Here is a 20692-nt window from a genome sequence, read left to right as displayed (position 1 = left end):
AACGTGTCCATCCTGGTTTCTTATATAACCAGGGTGGCTTTTTTACTATGCGCTGAGTGTGCGTTAATTTTGTGATATTTTCATAGCAACAGAAGTTATTTTGAGGAATGAACGGAATTGGTGGCCGAACTGCTCCCGATTTGTTCACAAAAATGGTCCAAGGTTTTCCAAATCATTCTATTCAAAATACGGTTGGATAAGGTAGGATATAACAAAGTCCGGAAATATCTAACTTATAATAGGAGAATCTTATCTCTCAACATAAAGCTTAACGGAAATTCGTATGTCCCCACTGATAGCGAAGGGACGAAGTTGAGTCCTATAGTCTATAATGGGAATTCCTATTTACCTGTACGTTCAATAAGCCAGGTACTAGGTATAGCAGTAAACTATGATGAAGCCACAAGTACAATCATGTTAGGTGAACAGGAAGGAAAGGGGACGAAACTAGAAGGTTTAAGGGCAAGTGGTGGTTCCTCCGTTGTTGCTTCCAGGGATGCGGATATTCTTTCTATTCATGGCGAAACCATAAATGATGGCTTTTATTCGCTGACATTCTACCAAGTACAATAAACTTTCGATTCCATGAAAAATATCAAAAGCTTTCGTTCCGGGTAGGCGTTATAGGAAGTCCAGCTACCATTGTTGTTTCGGACCAGAAAAACAAGGTGGAATTGAAGAAATTTACAGTAAGTGAATCCGATAAATTAAAACAAATCGAAATAGCAGCTATTGCAGATGTCGATTATCTGGATATTCACATCTTTGGAAGCGCGGACAGCAAAAGGGAACAGTTCACAACAGAAAAAGTGGTTATTGCAGATGCATTCGTGAAATAGAATCTGGATCAATTTATCATTTAAGGAATGAAGTCTATGAAGCTGATGGAGTTATGAATCCCTCAAGGGTATGCGATGGGATATAACAAATTTTATGATGGGTATAAGGAAGCTATATCCTGAACCCAAGTTGGGACAATAATGGTACAGATTGTTTTTCGTCTGAAAATAGAAAGGATGGGTAACCATGAGTAAAGACGATTTCGGAAATCGGATGAAAGGGTACGAGAATGCCTTCCGTCATTCATTGCCGCAGCGTATGCCTGTGATCCTGAGAATTGACGGCTGCCACTTTCATACGTTTACGAGGGGGATGAAGAAGCCTTTTGATGAGCAGCTAACCGGCGCCTTATGGGAAACCTGTAAGTATCTTGCAAGCAACATTATGGGCTGCAAACTGGTGTATCATCAAAGCGACGAGATCTCGATTCTGCTCACCAATTACGATAAATTGACCACGCAATCATGGTTTGAAAATAACATTCAGAAGATGGTATCCGTTTCCGCATCGCTGGCTACGGCCAAGTTCAACGAAGTTTTCAGAAAGCATGCTCCCAATAAGGAATTAGCTACATTTGACAGCAGGGCGTGGGTATTGCCGCACGACGAGGTGACCAATTATTTTCTATGGCGGCAGCAGGATGCGACGAAGAACAGCATCTCTATGGTCGCGCAAGCTCACTTTGCACATGAAGAGCTTCAGGGACTGGACGGAAAGCAGCTGCAGGATAAATTATTTCTGGAAAAAGGCATCAACTGGAACGACCTTCCTGTCTGGCAGAAGCGGGGCGTTTGCATAACCAAGCAGGTTTATTTCAAAGGAGAAGCCCGAAGAAGCAAATGGGATGTCGATCACGACACTCCTGTTTTCTCGCAAAACAGGGACTACATTAACCAATACGTATACTTGGATAAGGAAGAATAATCGTGGAATGCATCATTTTTATCGGGATTCAGGCTTCGGGCAAATCGACTTTTTTTAAGGAGCGGTTTTTCAATACCCATATGCGGTTGAATTTGGACATGCTCCGCACCAGGCATAGGGAAGACATCTATCTAGCGGCGTCCCTCCAAGCGAAGCAGCCTTTTGTCGTAGATAATACGAACCCAACGAGAGAGGACAGGAGCAAATACATAGCGCTTGCCAAACAATACAAGTTTCGGGTAGCCGGGTATTACTTCGAGCCCGATTTCGAAGCATCGCTAGTACGCAATGAAACCCGTATGGGCAAAGAAAAAGTTCCTGAGGTCGGCATTCGAAGTGTGATGAAAAAGCTTCAGCCTCCGGATTACAGTGAAGGATTCGATGCGCTGTATCGGGTGAAGAGCGGGGACGGCAAGTTTACTATTGAGGAGATTCAAGGATAGAAAGCTGATTTGGTATTTGCCAAGTCGGCTTTTTTTTGATACTTGAGTCTATACATTTCGGGGTTCTCCGTAATGGAATGCTTGTAGGGGCAGGTTGTTGAGTAACTTATTCATCATGTCGTAATACTTTCACCCTGTTCGCAAGAGGAAGGATATGGGAAGATAAATACACGAAAGGCCGGGAACACGGACTTTCACGTACCTTCAGGCTATTGCGCTCCTTCCTTCTACAACTATCTTGGGTGATCTAGGGGCGCAGCTTTCTTGAAGGCAGATCAGGCTATCGCATCTCTTCCTTCTAAAAAACTCCGTTAAAGTATAGAGATGCGAATTTCCTGGTTTATTTTACAATCGGAAAGGAGGCATCCAGGCTATTATATTCCTTCCTTCTCACTATTCCACGATTAGGGATATTCATTTCCTGGAGTCTTTATATGAAAAATGTGATTTATCTGCGTAGAGAAAACAAGCTGATTATAGAACCGGGTTCGGGCTCCAGTCCGCTTCCCGAGAGATATTTGGCCACGGCCATGAAAAATATCGAGTACCTTGGATTTACCTTCTCAAAGCGGCTCATGGATACAGTCCGGACGTTATCCGTCGAAGCGTTCACGCAACTGTACGATCAGTTGGTTGCTGATTTGAAAACCCTCGTCGGTGCTCATGTGAATTACAAGCCGATGTACCCCAACTTTCCTCAACAAGTCATGCTGGCAAGTGAAGCAGAGCTTTATATCAACGCCATCCTTCATTACATCACGCTTGAATTGCCGCAATATAAAGCTAACGACCGGTTTCCTATGCTGGAGCAAGTGGACTTGAAGGTCATCGATCTGGGGAGCGAAGCGGAATTCGATCAAATGATTCGGCAGCTCCTTCAAGCGAAGGTATCCATCTCGGCATCGGACAAGGAAGATATCGATTGGGCCATTGCGCATTATGAGGATTTGGAAACCATTCTGCCATTGGAAATCCCTCTGAAAGAAAATGTAGGATTGGTAGTCGGAGCGCTGATCAAACACGGCAGAGCAAGCGTTAAGCTTGTCGGCCGATACATTAAAACCGCAACGGACGTCCTTCGGCTGGCGGCTGCACTATCAGACGGGGATATCAGCCTGGCCAACCCTACGAAATTCCGGAAGTACAAACGGTCCGAAAGACGATTGCTTTTGGGGCTGTTGGAGCAATGCCATCCTATAACGGAAGATATGCTTAGATACAAGCATCGCTGGATTCGTTTGGGGGAGATTTTGCATCCTTCGGAGTACAAAAACCAATTCTTTCATTGTAAAGAGGCGTTTGATATTCTTCGGAATAACAAGCCTTTTGAGACCTTTAGAGGAAGACTTGAACTGGCGCTTCTCTATAACAATGTGTGGACAGCGGTCGATTTGTTAAGAACCCGTCCCGGCGAGTTTGCCCGAAAACTGGACCATGTATTGAGAATAACGGACATAACGGATGATGCTCTGCTTGTTGTTGAAGCGTTCGGGGAAGTGATTGAGCAGGTAGCCACTCCGGTGCTGCTGCAAGTACAGAATCATTTTCAGCATAGAAATGATCTGCAGGGGCTTCGCACCTTTTTTCCAAAGGGGAATGTAGCTAAAGCGGTTGCGATTCAAAATCGGCTTGTCCAGCTGGCCCCCGAGGTATGTCAAGCCATCGTGGATTTGTGCCGGAGCACATTGATCAGGCGCTTTGCAGCATTGCCGCCATTAGGCAGCATCTACATGGATGAACGCTTGCAGTCCTACAAGGTTCCCTTCTCCCAGAGATCGGCCAGCAAGTCTCTGCGAACAATAGTAAGGGGGAGCCAACTGGAGATGCCGCAGGGGAATACGATCCGTTTTTTCACTTGGTGGAAGGAAGGCGTTATCGACGGGAGACCTACGGGACGAGTAGATATTGATTTGTCGGCGGTTATGTACGATGAGAATTGGCAGTACGTAGAGCACATCTCCTACACGAATCTTCGCTCTGACAAGTACAAGGCTGCCCATAGCGGGGATATTACCTCGGCGCCTAACGGGGCTTGCGAGTTCATCGATCTCCATATTCCTTCCATTGTAAGCTACGGGGGGCGGTATATTGTGGCCTCGCTGAATTCCTTCACGGAGCAGCCTTATTGCGATCTGCCGGAATGCTTTGCCGGGTGGATGATCCGAGCCAATCCGGGTAAGGGCGGGGTTTTCGAGCCTTCGGCCGTGGTGGACAAAATCGATATTACAGCGGATACCCAAATTGCTATCCCTGTCATTATGGACTTGGTCGAGCGAAAGGTCATTTGGACGGACTTGGCTCTTACCAGACATCCTAACTACCATAACAATGTTGAAGGCAATCAACGCGGGATGGTTCTGATGGGGCGAGCGATGACTTCTCTAAAGAAGCCGACTCTGTACGATCTTTTCCTGCTGCACGCCGAGGCGAGAGGCCAGCTGGTCCGCGATGCGGATGCGGCGGATACGATATTTTCCGTGGATCGGGGAATTACGCCTTTTGATACAAGCAAGATCATCGGGGAGTTTATTGTTTAGAAGAAAAGATGGGGTGTATAAAAAGAGAACGGTTGCCCCTTAGCCAATGATGCTTTGAAAAAAACCAGCTAATGCTTGATAAACATTAGCTGGTTTTTAGTTTCCGCTGTGCCTCACCGTGGAAACAGCAGCAAAATTCCCAGTACCATGATGAGCATAAACAAGCTGCTTTCGAATTTGGCTGCGGGAATCCGTTTGTTCAGATAGAGACCGAGCGCGGTTGCTCCGAGAATCGCAGGCAAAGAGCAGGCATACAACTCCAGCGCATCCGTTGTCCATAATCCGCCGAGCGCATGGCCCGCCACCACAAGAACGCCCGAAATAAGAAAATGCGCCTGCAGGGTGCCCCGGAAACGGTCCGGGCTCCAGCGGCGAAGCGTGCCGAAGACAACGACGGGCACGCCATTGAAATTGTAGGCGCTGCCAAGCACGCCCGAGGCAAAGCCGAACGGCAGTACCCAGCCGCGCTCATTCAGCAGTGGACGCTCCATGGCCCGGGACAGGCTCTTTTTAGCCAGACAGTACCCGCCATAGACGATCAGGAAAACCCCGAGTCCGGAAGTGATCACAATTGAAGGAGTCGTTCGAAGCAGGAGCAGCCCTGCGGGGATTCCGATCACGGCAGTGAACGCCAACCGGATCAGCACGGCGCGGTCAACATGCCGCCAACCGCTGAATATTGTGAATAGGGCGACTGTTAGCCCGGCTAGCCCGATGAGCGATACGGAAGTTTGCAGCGGAATCGGGAGCAGGGCAAGCAGAGGCATGCTCACGATCGCTTCTCCAAAGCCGAACACCGCTCTCATCAAAGCTCCGATAAAAACAGCCGCTACTGCCAGCGTCAGCACCGAAGCCGTCATAGTCCTATTCTCCTGTTGGGATAATTGGCTGTTGTTTGAATTTCCAAATCATTTCCTCCTTTCGTTTCTGGTATCATATCATAAAGAAATATGGGTTAAAACACGAATTTTAAGGCGTTTAATCACACTTATACTATGCTAAAAATGATCTGACATAGGGAACTACAATCTTATAATTTGAATTGTCAAAAACGGAATGTGTTCGTCTGGCGACGTTGGTTCGAGACGTGATTTGCATAAGAATCTATCGATGTTTCCAGAGGGAACCATGCCCAAAAAGCCCTCGTTTTTACGAGGACTTGTCATAACGTATGTTTACTTCCTGCCGGCAGGATTGCCGGATTCTTGAGTCCTGCCGCCTCCTAGCGCGTGTAACATGAATTCGTATATATCCTTATCGCTGATTTCGCTTCGATCGGGCGACAGGATGTGCTGCACCTGCAGTCCGTTTTTGAATAGCGCGAACATTCGAGCTGTTTTCTCCGCGTCGATATGGGAAGGGATGACCCCATGCTGCTGTCCGAATTCGATCCATTTCTTGGAGGCTTGGACTGCGGATTCGTAATAACGGCTCAAGATGCTTGCCACGGCGGGTTTATCCTTTTGGCTGAGCAAATAGATAAAGATCAAATTAGCGGCATTATCTGCACGATTCAAGTTGCCAAGCCGACCGGTCAACGTATCCAGCGGCGCTTCCAGCTCCTTCTCCTCTTCCGGCACCCGGGAGACAGATTCGTAAAAGCGTTGATTCGTTGTCTCGATCCCCGCCTCGAGAATCAAGCCGAACAATTCGTCTTTGCTTTTGACATAATGATAGATGGCCCCCTTGGTCAAGCCGCCGCGATCGGCGATCTCTTGAAGTGTCGTCGCCCGGCAGCCCTTTTCCAAGATCATTTCCTCGGCAATATCCAGCAGCTTTCTAAGGCTGGCGTTCATCGATTTATCCTGCATGGTTTTCTACCTCCAACCGTTCTTTAGTTTCTTACTGTACTCTGGACAACCCTGCTTCGGTTCATTATACCTGTACCTTCGATCCCTCTACAAATGAACCGCCTGATGGCCTAGGTTTGGGGATTGGCTGCTGCACGTCTTTTTATCCGCTTCACATACACGACATTCCACCAGATCGTCAGTCCGAGAATCCCGTAAGTGGCGATCGGCGATACGGCAAGAAACGTAGAAATCGGCAACGCATACACGAGTACAACCTTGACGCATGCCTCCAGCAGCAGGCTGATGCCCCAAACTGCCGTAAGCAGGCGGAACGTGCGACGATAGTTCGGAAGCCGCTCCCATTTGTCGTTCATTTGGGGATCATGTCCTGTGAACCGCTCGGCGAAATGATAAATGAGCGGCCGGGCCAATAGAAGCGATACCAGAAAGAGCAGGCCCATGATCCCGGTTACATAAGACTCCCTCAGCAGAATAAACCGTTCGTCGCCGCCCATAAGAACTGCGATGATGCCGAGAATCAGGCCAAGAAAGATGAAGCCGGAAAACATATCCGCCTTGCGGTGCTTGATCAGGCTGTACAGCGAGTCGCACAGCGGAACGAAAGCCGCGGCGGACAGCGCCGTCAGGCTGCTCGTATGGGGAACCAGCAGCTGATAAATCGCATAAGGCAGTACGATATTCAGGATGATTGTAATAATGATTTCATTGCGGGTTTTATTCATGTTCATTCATCCTTTCTTTGGGACCGATTAATAAATGTTCACGATCGATGATTCACAATGCTTTGTTGTCAGCAGCTGTTTCATTTCAATCGACCGACCTTCGGTAGGTATCTTATAAGTATGAGTATACATACCTTCGGTAGGTATGTAAAGGGGCAGTGCAACTTTTTTTGTATGAGATGAGAAACGGGTATGTGTCCAGTGGACGGGAACCATAGTAGGATAAACAGATAGAAAGAAGGGAATCGATTCATCCGCATCAAATGATATATAGATCCATACTGAAAGGGAAGAGAACCGATTGAACATTCAAACCCCTATAGATCTGTCGGCCCATGTTGACCGTATGCTGCAGGAAAGAGGAAGCCGCTCGGATGCTTCGCTGGAATCTTATCTTAGGTCGCTTTATGTTAATGTCTTGTCTTATAAAAATGAAGTCATGACCTACTCTTTGGTAGGTAAGCTGCTGGAACAAAGCTTCGATACAGCGCCGATACAATACATGGAAGAGTGGAACCAATGCAGCAGACCTCCCGTTTTGGAAACAGCCATTGACGGTTTTACTTATACAAGAGAGGTTTTGCAATTTCATATTTTTGATTTGAGGGAGATGGAGCGGCAGGAAGAGGAGAACCGGTACCGATTTTTAGGGACCACTTCAAGGACGAACCACACCTGGTACAATTTTGACGTTCATTCGTATCTGGAGTGTGCGGCATCCGGACTGGAAGACCGCCTGGGCGACGATCCCCATTGCGATTGGTTCACCTTGGGAGTATTTTTGGAGCTGGGGCGATTGTATGAGTAATGCACAACCCGGCAGATGAAGCATCGGATCGGCTTCTATAGCAGTTTGCGCCGACATATGGTAAGATTTTATCGCGGAAATGCAGCATCATGGCGTTATCTTTTTACCAAACGTATCTTCACATCGAATCCTTTATGAAATACGGTGATCCCATGCAATCGGTTTTCTCGTCCCGCGTCATTGACCGGGCATTGCTTCGAATCGAATCCTACAAGAAGCTGACTGACTTATTGCAGTCCACGGCGAATAACGAAGGCAAATGCAGCTTATCTGTCAAAGTATTAAGCAATTTTATGGATACGACTACGCAGGACATTACCAGCACTTTAAAGAAGCTCTCGGATTTTGGCATTATCCAAAGCAACCGGTCGCTGAATGAGTTCAAAGTGCTGCAGCCGGATCTGGAGCAGTCCCCCATCGGGCTGGCGCAATCGCTGCTACGGCTGTTGGTGGATAAACCGGATTGTTCGTTCCAGCAGCAGGCCGATGAGCTTCAGGTTTCGTTGCAAGAGCTGGAGATCCTGTACGGATATTTCGTTATTATTTTGAAATAATAGCGTCAATGGAAGGGATGGAGACCTGTAACCCGCTGGACTGCGAGCCCGAGGGTTATTTGGTTTAAAATCGCCGGAATTAGGGAGCAAGACCACCTTTCACACGCATCCGTGTTCCATGCGGACTCCCGATAAAAGTCCCGGCTGCTTGCCGCCGAAAGGCGGTTTTACCGCAGGGGGAGGTGCCTCCTAATAACCAGAAGAAAATAAGAAGAGAACAAGGATATAAGAAAAGGAATATAGCGTCATGCAGAATGCTTGCTAAATTTGGAGAAAATAGAGAGTAAGGAAGGATTGGACAACGCAGCAGGAGGTCACCTAATGCCAGTGGAAAGTCTATCAACTAGACTCCAAATAGTTCGTCGGAGGATGGAATCATGTCGTACGGAATAAGCTTCCGATGCGGCTGATGATCCCCATTACGGCTCCGCCAACAAAGAAATAACTGATGAGAACACTAAAGGCTACAAGAAATACGCTTTTCAATACTTTGGTAAAAATGATGGTTCAACTCCAATTCGAATCTATTAAAATAAGCTGTGCAATAATAGGCACTTGTCTAAGGTACATGATTATGAAGGAAAGTTCAAGTTTTACAAAAAAATGGAATTGGTAGATTCGAGGAGAAAGGAACGAGAATGAAAAATAAATTTGAAATCGACTCCGCTTGCGGTATACTCGGTTTGCGGCTGGATCAGGCGTTGGAGCATTTACACGAACATCACATTCAGGTTCATGAAATGAACGGAAAGCAGTACACTGATGAGACTGGAATTGAGGAGCTGGAGAAGCTGGCGGCCGCTCTGCGCAATGCAGTACCGCGGACTCTCGAGCCTTAAGGACTGCTCAAAGAAAGAAGTGAAATTGTCTCATGCTATTTTATTGTATAGCCATTATGGTTATTGCAGTGGATCAGCTGGCCAAAATAGCGGTACGGGGCTCCATAGAGGTCGGGTCCACGGTTACGCTGTGGGAATCCTTTCTCAACTTGACCCACTACGAGAACAGCGGGATGGCTCACAGCTTGTTTCAAGGATATGGAAGGCTCTTTGCCGTATTCGCGGTTATCTTTATTGCAGGAGTGCTGTATTACCGGCAGAAAGGCGAGATCAAGGGGAAGCCGATGGACATAAGCATGGGGTTTCTGGTCGGCGGTGCAGCCGGCAATGCGATTGACCGTATATTATTCGGTAAAGTTACGGATTTTCTGGAGTTTACCTCAGGCCATGGCATTCTTAATTTGGCGGATGTGGCCATTAATATTGGGGTCGTTCTTTTGTTAATAACCGCAGCCGTGTCCATCATTTTAAGAAAACCCGTCTCATAAAAAGTTAAACCAATCGTTCAGATAGGAGAGAAAGAAATGGATTCCAACATGCAAGTGCAGGCAATGCTTTCCGAAAATCCGGATATCGTATTTGATGAGGTTGTCAGCATCATTATCGATCATAACGATATAGAATTTTGGCTGAAATTCACCTCGGAATGGGGAGGCATCCTGTATTACCTGGATGAGAGAAGTAAGAGACAGCACGAGCAGGGGCTTATCGGGCAGGAGCAGTATGAATTTATTAGAAGAACTTACCGGCTGGGATTGATAACGACGACAGGATTGTACGACAAGATGAAGCAAAGCAAGGATGAGGCGGGAGAAGCGGGCGACGCCGATTACACCTTCTCTATGGACTCGCTGGAATGCTACTTTATCCCGGCTTACTTGAAAGAATACTGCAGCTCCAGCGAAGCCCTCAAAAAGCTGGGCGACAAATATATTCAGGCCATGACACAGGCTTTGGAGAGCTATGGCCATCCGGAGGAGAAGCTTGCCTCCATTCAGCGGCTGGTTGAGGAATACATTACGAACATGCATAAGTATGCCAAGCAGCAATGAGAATCGCTTGGGCTGCCATTAACTACGGCGAACGGACGCATCCTGCACACGAAAACAAGACCCGAGGCTTATCCGCCCCGGGTTTTCGACTGAAAAGGGGCAGACGGTAAGCTATCCTCGTGGGCCCACGTGTCCAAAGCCGGTCAGCCGATCGGTTCCGGTGTAACCAACGGATTATGAGTGATGCCGAGAAAAGCATAGGCTTGGGCAACGACGTCCTCGTTCCCGTCCTTATAGAAATGCCGGGAAATTTGCTTCATCCCGGTCCGGCTGCCCAGACGATCCATTTGATTCTTCATCAGCTTGGAATTGCACAGCACCGCGACCTTCTGACAGTGAGGAAACATCCACTTCTGAAGCTCCTCGATCCTTTCATTCGTATCCGGCGAAAAAACAAACGGATGTCCGTTCGCTACCATCCCCCTGTTATCGATCAGCAGCCGTATATGGCCTTTGGTCAAGTAAGTGCAGGCGATCTTCAGATCGAAGGAAAGCTTACCGACATCGTCTGCGCTGAGAACTCCCTTGACCTGCCAGGAGATGACCTGTTCGTCAAAGTCAATGTGGTAAACAAACCGTTCGCTTAAGGCGCGTTCATATTCGCTCTTTACATAAGCGGAGTGCATGGAGAAGCGCTCATTATCAAAAAAATAGCTCATATCGACATCCAGAGCATTTGTTATGATCGATATGTTTTCCAGCGAAATGTTCCGCTCGCCCCGCTCGACGCCGCCAATATAAGAACGGTCCATTCCGCAGCGCACCGCAAGCGCCTCCTGCGACATCCCTGCTTTTAACCTAAGCTCCCGCACCCTTTGTCCAAAGTTAGATAAGATAGCCAAGCGCTAACCTCCTGACCTTAACTTCATGGTTATTATAAGTACCATTATGCAAGAAGTAGTGTGAAAAGTCATCAAATTTCGACAAGCTGCTCACATAAAACAAGTGGATATAGTGAAAGATGGGCTTGCAAATCTGGACCGGTACTTGCAATGAAGATGCAATTTTCATATAATAAGCTCAAGTTTCATATCCAAAAATGCGTTGACGGAGAAAAGTAAGCAGTGCCTCTTTACAGGGAGGAGCCGCCGGAGATTGAGAGCGGTTCTACAGAAACAGGCTGCCGAAGTTCCCTCCCGAGCAGTCCTTTGAAACCGCAGCTGCCGCTGGGGCAAGTAGGAGGGATCCGGCCAAGAACATGAACGTTCGGAACCGTTACTTTCAATGAGTGAGAAGGAATCCTTATCCTTATTTTGGCGCTGAAGCGCCAGTCGGGTATGGATCTGGAGCCTTCTAACAAGGGTGGTACCACGGCTTATTCGTCCCTTTACCGGGATGAATGAGCCTTTTTTTGTTGCCTGGAGCAGGATGGTTAACAAAGGTTAGCGGCTAACCGGGGGTTATGAGGCAGCGCCTAAATACGGCGGTCCTGGAAGGCTTTGAAGCAAAAAACTAAAAGGAGGATGAACACATGAAAGAGCGTTTGGAAGCACTAAAAGTCGAAGCGCTGCAGGAGCTGGCTCAGGTGACGAACCAACAGCAGCTTGCTGAAATGAAAATCAAATATTTGGGCAAAAAAGGTCCTTTGACCGAAATTTTGCGCGGTATGGGCGCTTTGAGCGCTGAGGAGCGTCCGGTGATCGGGCAGGTCGCCAATGAGGTTCGCGGTGCCATCGAAGCCGTCATCGAGAGCAAACAGGAGGAGTACCAGAAGGCTGAGACGGAAGCGCGTCTGCGCGCCGAGACGATCGACGTGACGCTACCGGGTAGACCTTCGCCTGTAGGAGCGACGCATCCGATCAGCAAAGTCATTCAGCAGATCGAGGACATTTTCATCGGGATGGGCTATACGGTAGCTGAAGGTCCGGAGGTCGAGCAGGACTATTACAACTTCGAAGCGTTGAATCTGCCTAAAAATCACCCGGCCCGCGATATGCAGGACTCCTTCTATATTACTGAAGAAATTTTGATGCGCACGCAAACCTCCCCGGTACAGGTTCGTACTATGGAGAAAATGAAAGGCGAAGTGCCGGTCAAAATCATTTGCCCGGGTAAAGTATACCGCCGTGATGATGACGATGCGACTCATTCCCATATGTTCACGCAAATCGAGGGTCTCGTAATTGACCGCAACATTCGCATGAGCGATTTGAAGGGCACTCTGCTTCAGTTCGTGCGCGAGCTGTTCGGGCAAAATACGCAAATTCGTCTGCGTCCGAGCTTCTTCCCGTTCACGGAGCCAAGCGTTGAGGTTGACGTGACCTGCGCTATGTGTGGGGGAAGCGGCTGCCGCGTATGCAAGCAAACGGGCTGGCTCGAAATTCTCGGCGCAGGCATGGTGCATCCGAACGTGCTGGAAAAGGGCGGCTACGATCCTGAGGAGTACAGCGGCTTCGCCTTCGGACTAGGGGTTGAACGCGTAGCGATGCTCAAATATGACATTGAAGACATCCGTCATTTCTATACGAACGATCTGCGTTTCTTGAAGCAGTTCGCCCATTTGTAATCGAGAGGAGTGTTAAGAGGACATGAAAGTATCTTACCAATGGCTATCCCAGTATGTGGATGTGAATGGTTATACAGCCGACGAGCTGGCCGAAAAGCTGACGCGAAGCGGCATTGAGGTCGATATTGTAGAAAAGCGCAACAAAGGGGTAGAAAAAGTATTCGTCGGCTTTGTCAAGGCGCGCGAAAAGCATCCGGATGCCGATAAATTGAGCGTATGTACGGTGGATGTTGGGCAAGGCGAGGATTTGCAAATCGTGTGCGGAGCGAAGAACGTGGCCGCAGGCCAAAAGGTTCCTGTAGCCATTGTCGGCGCAAAGCTGCCTGACGGATTGGTGATCAAACGCGCGAAGCTGCGCGGTGTGGAATCCCAAGGCATGATCTGCTCGGCGAAGGAGCTTGGACTGAACGATAAGCTGCTGCCGAAAGAAATCCAGGAAGGAATTCTGGTGCTGCCGGAAGACACTCCGATCGGGGAGAGCATTCTGGACGTACTGGCGATTAATGATGAGGTGCTTGATTTCGACCTCACGCCGAACCGCTCCGACTGTCTGAGCATGCTGGGAGCAGCGTACGAGATCGCGGCGATTCTTGGACGTCCGGTTCAACTGCCGGATGCCGAGCAGGGCTTGAATAAGAATGGTGCTGCGAGCCAAGCATCGAATCATATTTCCGTTGAAATCACGGCAAAAGAGCAATGCTCGCACTATGCTGCGCGCTATATCGAAAATGTTAAGATCGGCCCTTCGCCGTTATGGATGCAAAATCGTCTGATGGCGGCGGGAGTTCGTCCCATCAACAATATTGTGGACATCACGAACTATGTGATGCTGGAGTACGGTCAACCGCTGCATGCGTTTGATGCGGATAAATTGGCGAACGGACATATCGATGTCCGCATGGCGAAGCCGGGAGAGAAGATCGTCACTCTGGACGGAGTGGAGCGGGAGCTAGAGCCGCACATGCTGCTGATTACAGACGGAACGAAGCCTGTCGCGCTTGCCGGAGTTATGGGCGGAGAAAATTCCGAGGTAACCGACGGAACTGTGCGCATTTTGCTGGAATCGGCGAAGTTCGACGGCGGAACGGTGCGCAAGACATCCCGCCAGCTCGGCTTACGTTCCGAAGCTTCGCTTCGTTTCGAAAAAGAAGTGAATCCGGAGGCGGTCATTCCTGCGCTCAACCGTGCGGCTTCCCTTATGGCTGAGTACGCCGGGGGGGCGGTAGCAGCGGGTATCGTGGAAGCGGTGACCAAGGAAAACAAAGCGGTCCAAATCGAGCTCAGCGTAAGCAGAATCAATCAATATTTGGGTACGGAGCTCACGGCGGAGCAAGTCGGCGCCATTTTTGAAAGACTGCATTTTGCGGTTGAAGCACAAGGCGAAGCCTTCACGGTTCATGTGCCTAGCCGTCGCGGCGACATTACGCGCGCTGTCGATTTGATTGAAGAAGTGGCTCGTCTGTATGGCTACGATAACATTCCAACGACATTGATGAGCGGTGTTACGACTCCGGGAGCCTTGACGAAGGAGCAGGCGGTACGCCGTTTGGTACGGAACGTGCTGACAGGAAGCGGCTTGCATGAAGCGATTACGTATTCCTTCACGCATCCGGACCAAATTGCCGAATTCCCGGGTGCCTACCCTAAGGCGAAGCCGATTACCTTGTCTATGCCAATGAGTGAAGAGCGCAGCACGCTGCGTACTAGCTTGATTCCTCATCTGCTGGATGTGGCGGCATACAACCGGAACCGCAACACGGACGATGTGCAGGTGTTCGAAATCGGCAAGGCGTTCATTACAGATGAAGAGTCCTTGACGAAGCTTCCGGAGGAGCGTCTGATGCTGGCTGCGCTTATTACAGGCAAACGTCATGAAACGCACTGGACGGGCAAGGCAGGCGATGTCGATTTCTACGATCTGAAGGGCGTATTTGAAAGTGTTGTAAGCTACCTGGGCCTGCAAGGTATCGGCTATAAAGCGGCTCAGCCTGAAGGCTTCCATCCGGGCCGTACGGCGCATATTACGCTGCAAACAGCGGAAGGAGAGCAAGTGATCGGGACGATCGGGCAGCTCCATCCTTCGTTGCAGCAGAAGAAGGATTTGGCGGACACTTACGTGCTGGAGGTTGAATTCTCCGCGTTGGCCGAGCAGGCAAGCGGCCGCATCACGCACAAGCTGCTGCCTCGTTATCCGTCCATCGGACGCGACATTGCCGTTGTTGTATACAGAGACGTGCAGGTTGGCGACCTGATGGCCAAAGTTCGTGAAGTCGCCGGCAGTCTGCTGGAGTCGATTCAAGTATTCGATATTTATACAGGCGAGCGTTTGGGCGCCGACAAGAAGAGCGTGGCGCTTGCTCTCGTGTACCGGACTCCTGAACGTACCCTGACCGATGAGGAAGTCAGCGAGCTTCACGCAAAAGTCGTGGAAGCATTGGAACAAACGTTTGAAGCCGAGCTGCGAAAGTAATCGGCAGTATCATAAAGAAGCAAGCTTTTGATGCAAAAGGTTCCCGTATCGCGAGATACGAGGAGCCTTTTTTCTATGCACCTTATAAAATTCAGGGCACCCCGCAAAGTACCTGAATCAGCTTGGAAGCCAAGGCCCGAGTCTGTCGAGAAACCTAGTTTTGCGAGAACTTTGCTAAATATGGAGGTGGGGTATTCCTCGGAAGAGTTTACGTCCGCCTTTGAAACCCGTGAAAATACCACTAAATCTGATCCCTTTCACGGGTTTCAACAGCGGCTGGAGGGGCATACCCCACCGTAGTATATTAGCAATAGTTCAAGCCTTATAGGTTTCTCGACAATCTGGCCCCACTTTGTGGGGTTATTTTGCGGATTTCAACATTGGCTGTATAGGGATATCCCACCTTCGTATATTGGCAATAGTTCAAGCTCTATAGGTGTTTCAATAGACTCTCCTCACTTTGCAGGTTTATCCCCGTCAAAAGGCTCGCAATTTGTCATAAAGTATGCCTGCTACAGCAGGAAAACACGTTCCGCTTATCGAAATATATTGGGAAACGAGGAACTTGATTTAGATTTCCAAGTGTTTACAAATGTCTGCCGTTCCATGGAATGAATCGCGGCCTTTGAAGGCGTATGCCGGGTTCTTATTTCAACTAGATCGGACATCCGGCACATTCCGCGCGGAGACTTTATAAACCTCCTCTGTGAAGGTAAGAAAGGAGAGTTTACTTGTGAGCAATGAAGAGAAAATCCGAATGACGGTAGATATATTCGGCACCCCTTATAAGCTGGTTGCCAAAACAAGCGCGACGAACATGAAACGGGTTGTGGCGCAGGTGAACGATCAAATGCATAAAATCGCCGAGGGTTCGCCGCGTCTCGATACGCCTAAAATAGCCGTGTTGGCGGCAGTAAATATATCAGATGATTACTATAAAATGCAGGATGAGCTGGAAGAGCTGCTGGAGAAGCAAAAGCAGCTGGAGAAATCCAAGGAGGAGCTGGGCCACCTTAAAGAGCGTCATGCGGTGGTGCTTCAGGAATTGGAGGTAGAACGCGAGCGGCTGCAAGAGCTGGAGTCCGAGCGCAATAAGCTTGAGGAAGAACGGACCCGATTCGAGGCGGAGGCCTCCAGGCTGCAGAATGCATTAAACCTGTCGGGGCAAGAGCGTGAACGGTTGGAGGCTAAGGTCAAAAGCGAGTCGGAGCGGAGCCGGAGCCTGGAAAAGCAGCTGGAGGAGCAGCGTAAGGCCGTAGCGGATTTGGAAGAGCTGAGCGCTTTGCAGGAGTCGGAGCTGACCGCGCAAATCGAGCAGCTGGAATCCGAAGCGGCAAGACTTCGGTCGGAGCTGGAGCAGCTGGATCAGGAACGCGAACAGCAGCTGGAGGAGCTGCGGGGCCTGCAGGCCAAGCTGGAGGAACAGCTGAAGAATGAGCAGGAACGCAGCACCGTTCTGGAGCGGCTCAAGCGTGAACGGGAGCAGGAGCTGGAGCAGCAGCGCGCCGGGCTGTCAGAGCTGGAGGAGCAGCTAAAGCTCGCCAAGGAACGCAGCAGCGACCTTGAGCAGGAGCTGGCGAAGGAGCGTGAATCGGCGGCGGAGCTAGAAGAGCTGAGCCGGATGCAGGAGGCCGAGCTGACGGAGCAGCTGGAGCAGGCGAAGAGCGAAGCGTCCCAACTGCAGACGGAGCTTGCGGCGCAATCGGAGCAAGCGCAGGTGGAGCTGGCGAAGCTGCAGCAGCGTCTGGAGCAGCTAAAGCGCGAGCGGGAGCAGGAAGCGGAGCAGCAGCGCAGCGTGCAGTCGGAGCTGGAAGCCCTTCTGAAGGCGGAGCAGGAGCGAGGCAGCGGCCTGGAGCAGGAGCTGGCGAAGGAGCGTGAATCGGCGTCGGAGCTGGAAGAGCTGAGCCGGATGCAGGAGGCCGAGCTGACGGAGCAGCTGGAGCAGGCGAAGAGCGAAGCTTCGCGGCTGCAGACGGAGCTGTCGGCGCAATCGGAACAGGCGCAGGTGGAGATAGCGAAGCTGCAGCAGCGGCTGGAACAGCTGAAGCGCGAGCGGGAGCAGGAAGCGGAGCAGCAGCGCAACGCGCAGACGGAGCTGGAAGCCCGTCTGAAGGCGGAGCAGGAGCGCGGCAGTGAGCTCGAGCAGGAGCTGGCGAAGGAGCGTGAATCGGCGTCGGAGCTGGAAGAGCTGAGCCGGATGCAGGAAGCGGAGCTGACAGAGCAGCTGGAGCAGGCGAAGAGCGAAGCATCGCAGCTGCAGACGGAGCTTGCGGCGCAATCGGAGCAAGCACAGGTGGAGCTGGCGAAGCTGCAGCAGCGTCTGGAGCAGCTGAAGCGCGAGCGGGAGCAGGAAGCGGAGCAGCAGCGCAGCGCGCAGATGGACCTGGAAGCCCGTCTGAAGGCGGAGCAGGAGCGGGGCAGTGAGCTCGAGCAGGAGCTGGTGAAGGAGCGTGAATCGGCGGCGGAGCTGGAAGAGCTGAGCCGGATGCAGGAGGCCGAGCTGGCAGAGCAGCTGGAGCAGGCGCGCAGGGAAGCGGAGCAGCTGCAAACGGAACTGGCAGCACAATTGGCGCTCTGGGAGTCGGAATCGGCAGAGCTGCGCGAGAAGCTTGAGGTGCAGGCCAACCGGATGCAGGAGGAGCTGTCGCAGCTAAGGCTGGAGCACGAACAGAAGCTGGAGCAGCAGCGAAGCGTACATACGGAGCTGGAGGCACGGCTGAGAAGTGAGCAGGAGCGCGGCCTCAGCCTGGAGCAGGAGCTGGCGAAGGAGCGCGAATCGGCGGCGGAGCTGGAAGAGCTGAGCCGGATGCAGGAAGCGGAGCTGACAGAGCAGCTGGAGCTAGCCCGCAGGGAAGCAGAGCGGCTGCAAGCGGAACTGGCGGCGCAAGCGGAGCGCTCGCAGTCGGAATCGGCAAGGCTGCATGGGGAGCTTGAAGCGCAGGCCAGCCGAATGCAGGAGGAGCTGTCGCAGCTAAGGCTGGAGCATGAGCAGAAGCTGGAGCAGCTAAGGCTCGAGCAAGAGAGCAAGATGGAGCAGGAGCGGAGCGTGCAAGCGGAGCTGGAGGCGCGGCTGAGAAGCGAGCAGGAGCGCGGCGGTAGCCTGGAGCAGGAGCTGGCGAAGGAACGCGAATCGGCGGCGGAGCTGGAAGAGCTGAGCCGGATGCAGGAAGCGGAGCTCATGGAGCATCTGGAGCAAGCGAAGAGCGAAGCGTCGAAGCTGCAAACGGAGCTGGCTGCCCAAGCGGAGCGTTCGCAGTCGGAATCGGCAAGGCTGCGTGAGGAGCTCGCAGAGCAGGTAAGCCGTCTGACTGCGGAGCTGGAGCAGCTAAGGCTTGAGCAAGAGCGTAAGCTGGAGCAGGAGCGGGGCTTGCAAGCGGAGTTGGAGGCGCGGCTGAGAAGCGAGCAAGAGCGTGGCAGCAGCCTGGAGCAGGAGCTGGCGAAGGAACGCGAATCAGCGGCAGAGCTGGAGGAGCTGAGCCGGATGCAGGAAGCAGAGCTGAGCGAGCAGCTGGAGCAAGCGAGGAGCGAAGCGTCGAAGCTGCAGACGGAGCTTGCCGCTCAAGCGGAGCGTTTGCAGTCCGAGGCGGCCAAGCTGCGTGAGGAGCACGAGACGCAGACCGGCCGCTTGCAAGCGGAGCTGGATCGGATGCGCAGCGAAGCAGAGCAGCTGCAAACAGAGCTGGCTGCCCAAGCGGAGCGTTCGCAGCTGGAAGCAGCAAGGCTGCGTGAGGAGCTCGTGCAGCAGGCTGCCCGTCTGACTGCGGAGCTGGAGCGGCTGAAGCTGGATCACGAGCAGAAGCTTCGCGACCTGCAAGAGCAGCTGCAGCGTCAACAAGACGACGCATTGGAGCTGCAAAGGCAAAGCGAGGAGCAGCTCCGGCGCTATGAGGAGCTAGGCCTGTTGAACGAGCAGCTGAACGAGCAAATTCAGCTTCAGCAGAAGGAATACGAACAGCTGCTGGAACGGAATCAGGAGCAGCAGAAGCAGGCGCGTACCGAGCAGTGGCAAATTCAGGCATTGGCTAACCAGCTTCAGGAGCAGCTGGTGGAAGCAATGGAGCAGAAGCAGCAGCTTCAGCTGCAGCTGAACGAGCAAGCGGAAGAGAGCAGAGCGGCCCTGGAGCGCCTGGAGAATCACCAGCAGCATAGCGAAGCTCTGCAATCCGAGCTTGAGGCACAGCGTGAGCTGGCTGCCGAGCTCCAGCGCAAGCTGGACCTTCAGCTCGAAGAGACGCAGCTCCAGGAGGAGATGTACGAGGAACTGCAGTCCTTGCATAGCGCAGCGGAGCGCCGCTTGCAGGAGCAGGCGGAGAGCAGCGCCGAGGCGCTTCGCGAAAGCGAGCAGCAGCTTGCCTCTTTGCGCGAGCAGCTTGGCCAGCGGGAAGCTCAGCTTGCGGATCAGCAGCAGCAGCTGGCCACGATGCAGGAGGAGCTCCGCGCATTGATGGCGCAATTCCGCGAGCAGCAAGCGTACCAGCTGCAGCTGCAAGAGAGCGCAAGCCAGTGGCAGCGTCGCTGCGAAGAGCTGACCGCGCAGACGGATGAGCTTCGCAAGCTCGGCGGAGAGCAGCGGGAGGAGCTGCAGCTGCAAGAAGAGCTGTATCAGGAGCTGGAGGGCCAGCTAGCTGAGCTGCAGGCCCGCATGAAGCAGCAGGAGACGGAAAGCCGAGCTGCCAATCAGCAGCTGGAATCGGAGCGAGCCGCCTTACAGGAACAGCTGTATGGCCAGCGGGAAGCCGCCGCTGCTCTTGAAACTCAGCTGCTTCATGGAAATGAGCGTTTGGCGGAGCTGGAGCAGCTGTACCGGCAGCAGCAGGAACGTAATCAAAGCCTGCTGCAGGAGCAGGGGCAGCAGGCCGCGCGAATCGAGGAGCTCGAGCGTCAATATCGCGAGGGGCAGCAGCTCCAAAGCGAGCTGTCCGCTCAGATTGAGCAATCGCGGATTCAATTCTCCACCCAACAGGAAGAGCTGCAGCTTCAAATCGAGCTGTATAATGAGCTTCAGGAGCAGTTTAACGAGCAAGCCGCTCGCAACAAGGCTTTGCAGGAGGAATATAACGATCATCGCGAACGGGCTCAACAGGTATATACCGAATTGCAGGAGTTGAAGTCCGAATATGAGAAGCTGCAAATTGAATATAACGAATGGATTGAACTGGTTGTCGAAAATGAGTGACGACTCC

17 protein-coding genes are annotated in these 20692 nt (G+C 51.6%); 13 read left to right on the top strand and 4 right to left on the bottom strand.

The window, feature by feature from the left end; genetic code table 11:
* Nucleotides 1-120: 120 nt before the first annotated feature.
* From GGC63_RS35300 to GGC63_RS04905, 5 genes are all read left to right on the top strand, one after another.
* The gene (locus GGC63_RS35300) at nucleotides 121-573 is read left to right on the top strand and encodes a stalk domain-containing protein (RefSeq protein WP_412973850.1); all 453 of its coding nucleotides are present in this window, start codon (nucleotides 121-123) and stop codon (nucleotides 571-573) included.
* Nucleotides 574-674: 101 nt separating this feature from the next.
* Nucleotides 675-839 carry a hypothetical protein gene (locus GGC63_RS04920; protein ID WP_192701294.1) on the top strand — a complete coding sequence of 55 codons (165 nt, stop codon included), beginning with the start codon at nucleotides 675-677 and terminating at the stop codon, nucleotides 837-839.
* Nucleotides 840-1026: 187 nt separating this feature from the next.
* Complete coding sequence (locus GGC63_RS04915) at nucleotides 1027-1764, top strand: tRNA(His) guanylyltransferase Thg1 family protein (protein WP_192701293.1); 738 nt, start codon at nucleotides 1027-1029, stop codon at nucleotides 1762-1764.
* 2 nt (nucleotides 1765-1766) lie between these two features.
* Nucleotides 1767-2207 carry an AAA family ATPase gene (locus GGC63_RS04910; protein WP_192701292.1) on the top strand — a complete coding sequence of 147 codons (441 nt, stop codon included), beginning with the start codon at nucleotides 1767-1769 and terminating at the stop codon, nucleotides 2205-2207.
* 434 nt (nucleotides 2208-2641) lie between these two features.
* Nucleotides 2642-4744 (top strand): TerD family protein, encoded by a 2103-nt coding sequence (locus GGC63_RS04905; protein WP_192701291.1) that lies wholly within the window; start codon nucleotides 2642-2644, stop codon nucleotides 4742-4744.
* Nucleotides 4745-4857: 113 nt separating this feature from the next.
* Here the strand turns inward: GGC63_RS04905 and GGC63_RS04900 are convergent, their stop codons facing one another.
* The 3 genes from GGC63_RS04900 to GGC63_RS04890 form a co-directional block, all read right to left on the bottom strand.
* The gene (locus tag GGC63_RS04900; protein WP_192701290.1) at nucleotides 4858-5604 is read right to left on the bottom strand and encodes a sulfite exporter TauE/SafE family protein; all 747 of its coding nucleotides are present in this window, start codon (nucleotides 5602-5604) and stop codon (nucleotides 4858-4860) included.
* A gap of 315 nt (nucleotides 5605-5919) precedes the next feature.
* Entirely contained in the window at nucleotides 5920-6555 is a 636-nt protein-coding gene (locus GGC63_RS04895; RefSeq protein ID WP_192701289.1) for a TetR/AcrR family transcriptional regulator, read from the bottom strand.
* A gap of 110 nt (nucleotides 6556-6665) precedes the next feature.
* Entirely contained in the window at nucleotides 6666-7280 is a 615-nt protein-coding gene (locus GGC63_RS04890; RefSeq protein WP_192701288.1) for a VC0807 family protein, read from the bottom strand.
* 301 nt (nucleotides 7281-7581) lie between these two features.
* On the opposite strand from GGC63_RS04890, the gene GGC63_RS04885 reads away from it, so the two are divergent.
* The 5 genes from GGC63_RS04885 (at nucleotide 7582) to GGC63_RS04865 (ending at nucleotide 10533) form a co-directional block, all read left to right on the top strand.
* Nucleotides 7582-8088: a hypothetical protein gene (locus GGC63_RS04885; protein ID WP_192701287.1), complete on the top strand. Its 507-nt coding sequence runs from the start codon at nucleotides 7582-7584 to the stop codon at nucleotides 8086-8088.
* An 89-nt stretch (nucleotides 8089-8177) separates the two neighbouring features.
* Nucleotides 8178-8642 carry a hypothetical protein gene (locus GGC63_RS04880; protein ID WP_192701286.1) on the top strand — a complete coding sequence of 155 codons (465 nt, stop codon included), beginning with the start codon at nucleotides 8178-8180 and terminating at the stop codon, nucleotides 8640-8642.
* Between the two features lie 638 nt (nucleotides 8643-9280).
* Nucleotides 9281-9481, top strand: coding sequence for a hypothetical protein (locus GGC63_RS04875; RefSeq protein WP_192701285.1), 201 nt, complete (start codon nucleotides 9281-9283; stop codon nucleotides 9479-9481).
* A 32-nt stretch (nucleotides 9482-9513) separates the two neighbouring features.
* Nucleotides 9514-9969 carry a signal peptidase II gene (gene lspA / locus GGC63_RS04870; RefSeq protein ID WP_192701284.1) on the top strand — a complete coding sequence of 152 codons (456 nt, stop codon included), beginning with the start codon at nucleotides 9514-9516 and terminating at the stop codon, nucleotides 9967-9969.
* A gap of 36 nt (nucleotides 9970-10005) precedes the next feature.
* Complete coding sequence (locus tag GGC63_RS04865) at nucleotides 10006-10533, top strand: hypothetical protein (protein WP_192701283.1); 528 nt, start codon at nucleotides 10006-10008, stop codon at nucleotides 10531-10533.
* A 143-nt stretch (nucleotides 10534-10676) separates the two neighbouring features.
* On the opposite strand, the gene GGC63_RS04860 is transcribed toward GGC63_RS04865, so the two are convergent.
* Nucleotides 10677-11375, bottom strand: a complete 699-nt coding sequence (locus GGC63_RS04860) for a helix-turn-helix domain-containing protein (RefSeq protein WP_225947899.1) — start codon at nucleotides 11373-11375, stop codon at nucleotides 10677-10679.
* 629 nt (nucleotides 11376-12004) lie between these two features.
* Between GGC63_RS04860 and pheS the strand changes: the two genes are divergently transcribed.
* The 3 genes from pheS to GGC63_RS04845 all read left to right on the top strand — a co-directional run bounded on the left by pheS (nucleotide 12005) and on the right by GGC63_RS04845 (nucleotide 20685).
* Nucleotides 12005-13039 (top strand): phenylalanine--tRNA ligase subunit alpha, encoded by a 1035-nt coding sequence (gene pheS, locus GGC63_RS04855; RefSeq protein WP_079914466.1) that lies wholly within the window; start codon nucleotides 12005-12007, stop codon nucleotides 13037-13039.
* A gap of 22 nt (nucleotides 13040-13061) precedes the next feature.
* The gene (gene pheT, locus GGC63_RS04850) at nucleotides 13062-15509 is read left to right on the top strand and encodes a phenylalanine--tRNA ligase subunit beta (protein WP_192701282.1); all 2448 of its coding nucleotides are present in this window, start codon (nucleotides 13062-13064) and stop codon (nucleotides 15507-15509) included.
* A 733-nt stretch (nucleotides 15510-16242) separates the two neighbouring features.
* Nucleotides 16243-20685: a hypothetical protein gene (locus GGC63_RS04845; protein WP_192701281.1), complete on the top strand. Its 4443-nt coding sequence runs from the start codon at nucleotides 16243-16245 to the stop codon at nucleotides 20683-20685.
* Nucleotides 20686-20692: the final 7 nt, after the last annotated feature.

It is taken from the genome of Paenibacillus sp. OAS669 (assembly GCF_014873645.1).
Classification (GTDB): domain Bacteria; phylum Bacillota; class Bacilli; order Paenibacillales; family NBRC-103111; genus Paenibacillus_S; species Paenibacillus_S vulneris.
Note: the sequence above shows the minus strand (reverse complement) of the source record. Positions and strands in the feature narration are given on the sequence as shown.

Coding starts and splice junctions, on each gene's coding strand:
- GGC63_RS04875 (WP_192701285.1), top strand. CDS start 9,281: ATGAAAAATAAATTTGAAATCGACTCCGCTTGCGGTATACTCGGTTTG.
- pheS (WP_079914466.1), top strand. CDS start 12,005: ATGAAAGAGCGTTTGGAAGCACTAAAAGTCGAAGCGCTGCAGGAGCTG.
- GGC63_RS04905 (WP_192701291.1), top strand. CDS start 2,642: ATGAAAAATGTGATTTATCTGCGTAGAGAAAACAAGCTGATTATAGAA.
- GGC63_RS04895 (WP_192701289.1), bottom strand. CDS start 6,555: ATGCAGGATAAATCGATGAACGCCAGCCTTAGAAAGCTGCTGGATATT.
- GGC63_RS04915 (WP_192701293.1), top strand. CDS start 1,027: ATGAGTAAAGACGATTTCGGAAATCGGATGAAAGGGTACGAGAATGCC.
- pheT (WP_192701282.1), top strand. CDS start 13,062: ATGAAAGTATCTTACCAATGGCTATCCCAGTATGTGGATGTGAATGGT.
- GGC63_RS04890 (WP_192701288.1), bottom strand. CDS start 7,280: ATGAATAAAACCCGCAATGAAATCATTATTACAATCATCCTGAATATC.
- GGC63_RS04865 (WP_192701283.1), top strand. CDS start 10,006: ATGGATTCCAACATGCAAGTGCAGGCAATGCTTTCCGAAAATCCGGAT.
- GGC63_RS04880 (WP_192701286.1), top strand. CDS start 8,178: ATGGCGTTATCTTTTTACCAAACGTATCTTCACATCGAATCCTTTATG.
- GGC63_RS04900 (WP_192701290.1), bottom strand. CDS start 5,604: ATGACGGCTTCGGTGCTGACGCTGGCAGTAGCGGCTGTTTTTATCGGA.
- lspA (WP_192701284.1), top strand. CDS start 9,514: ATGCTATTTTATTGTATAGCCATTATGGTTATTGCAGTGGATCAGCTG.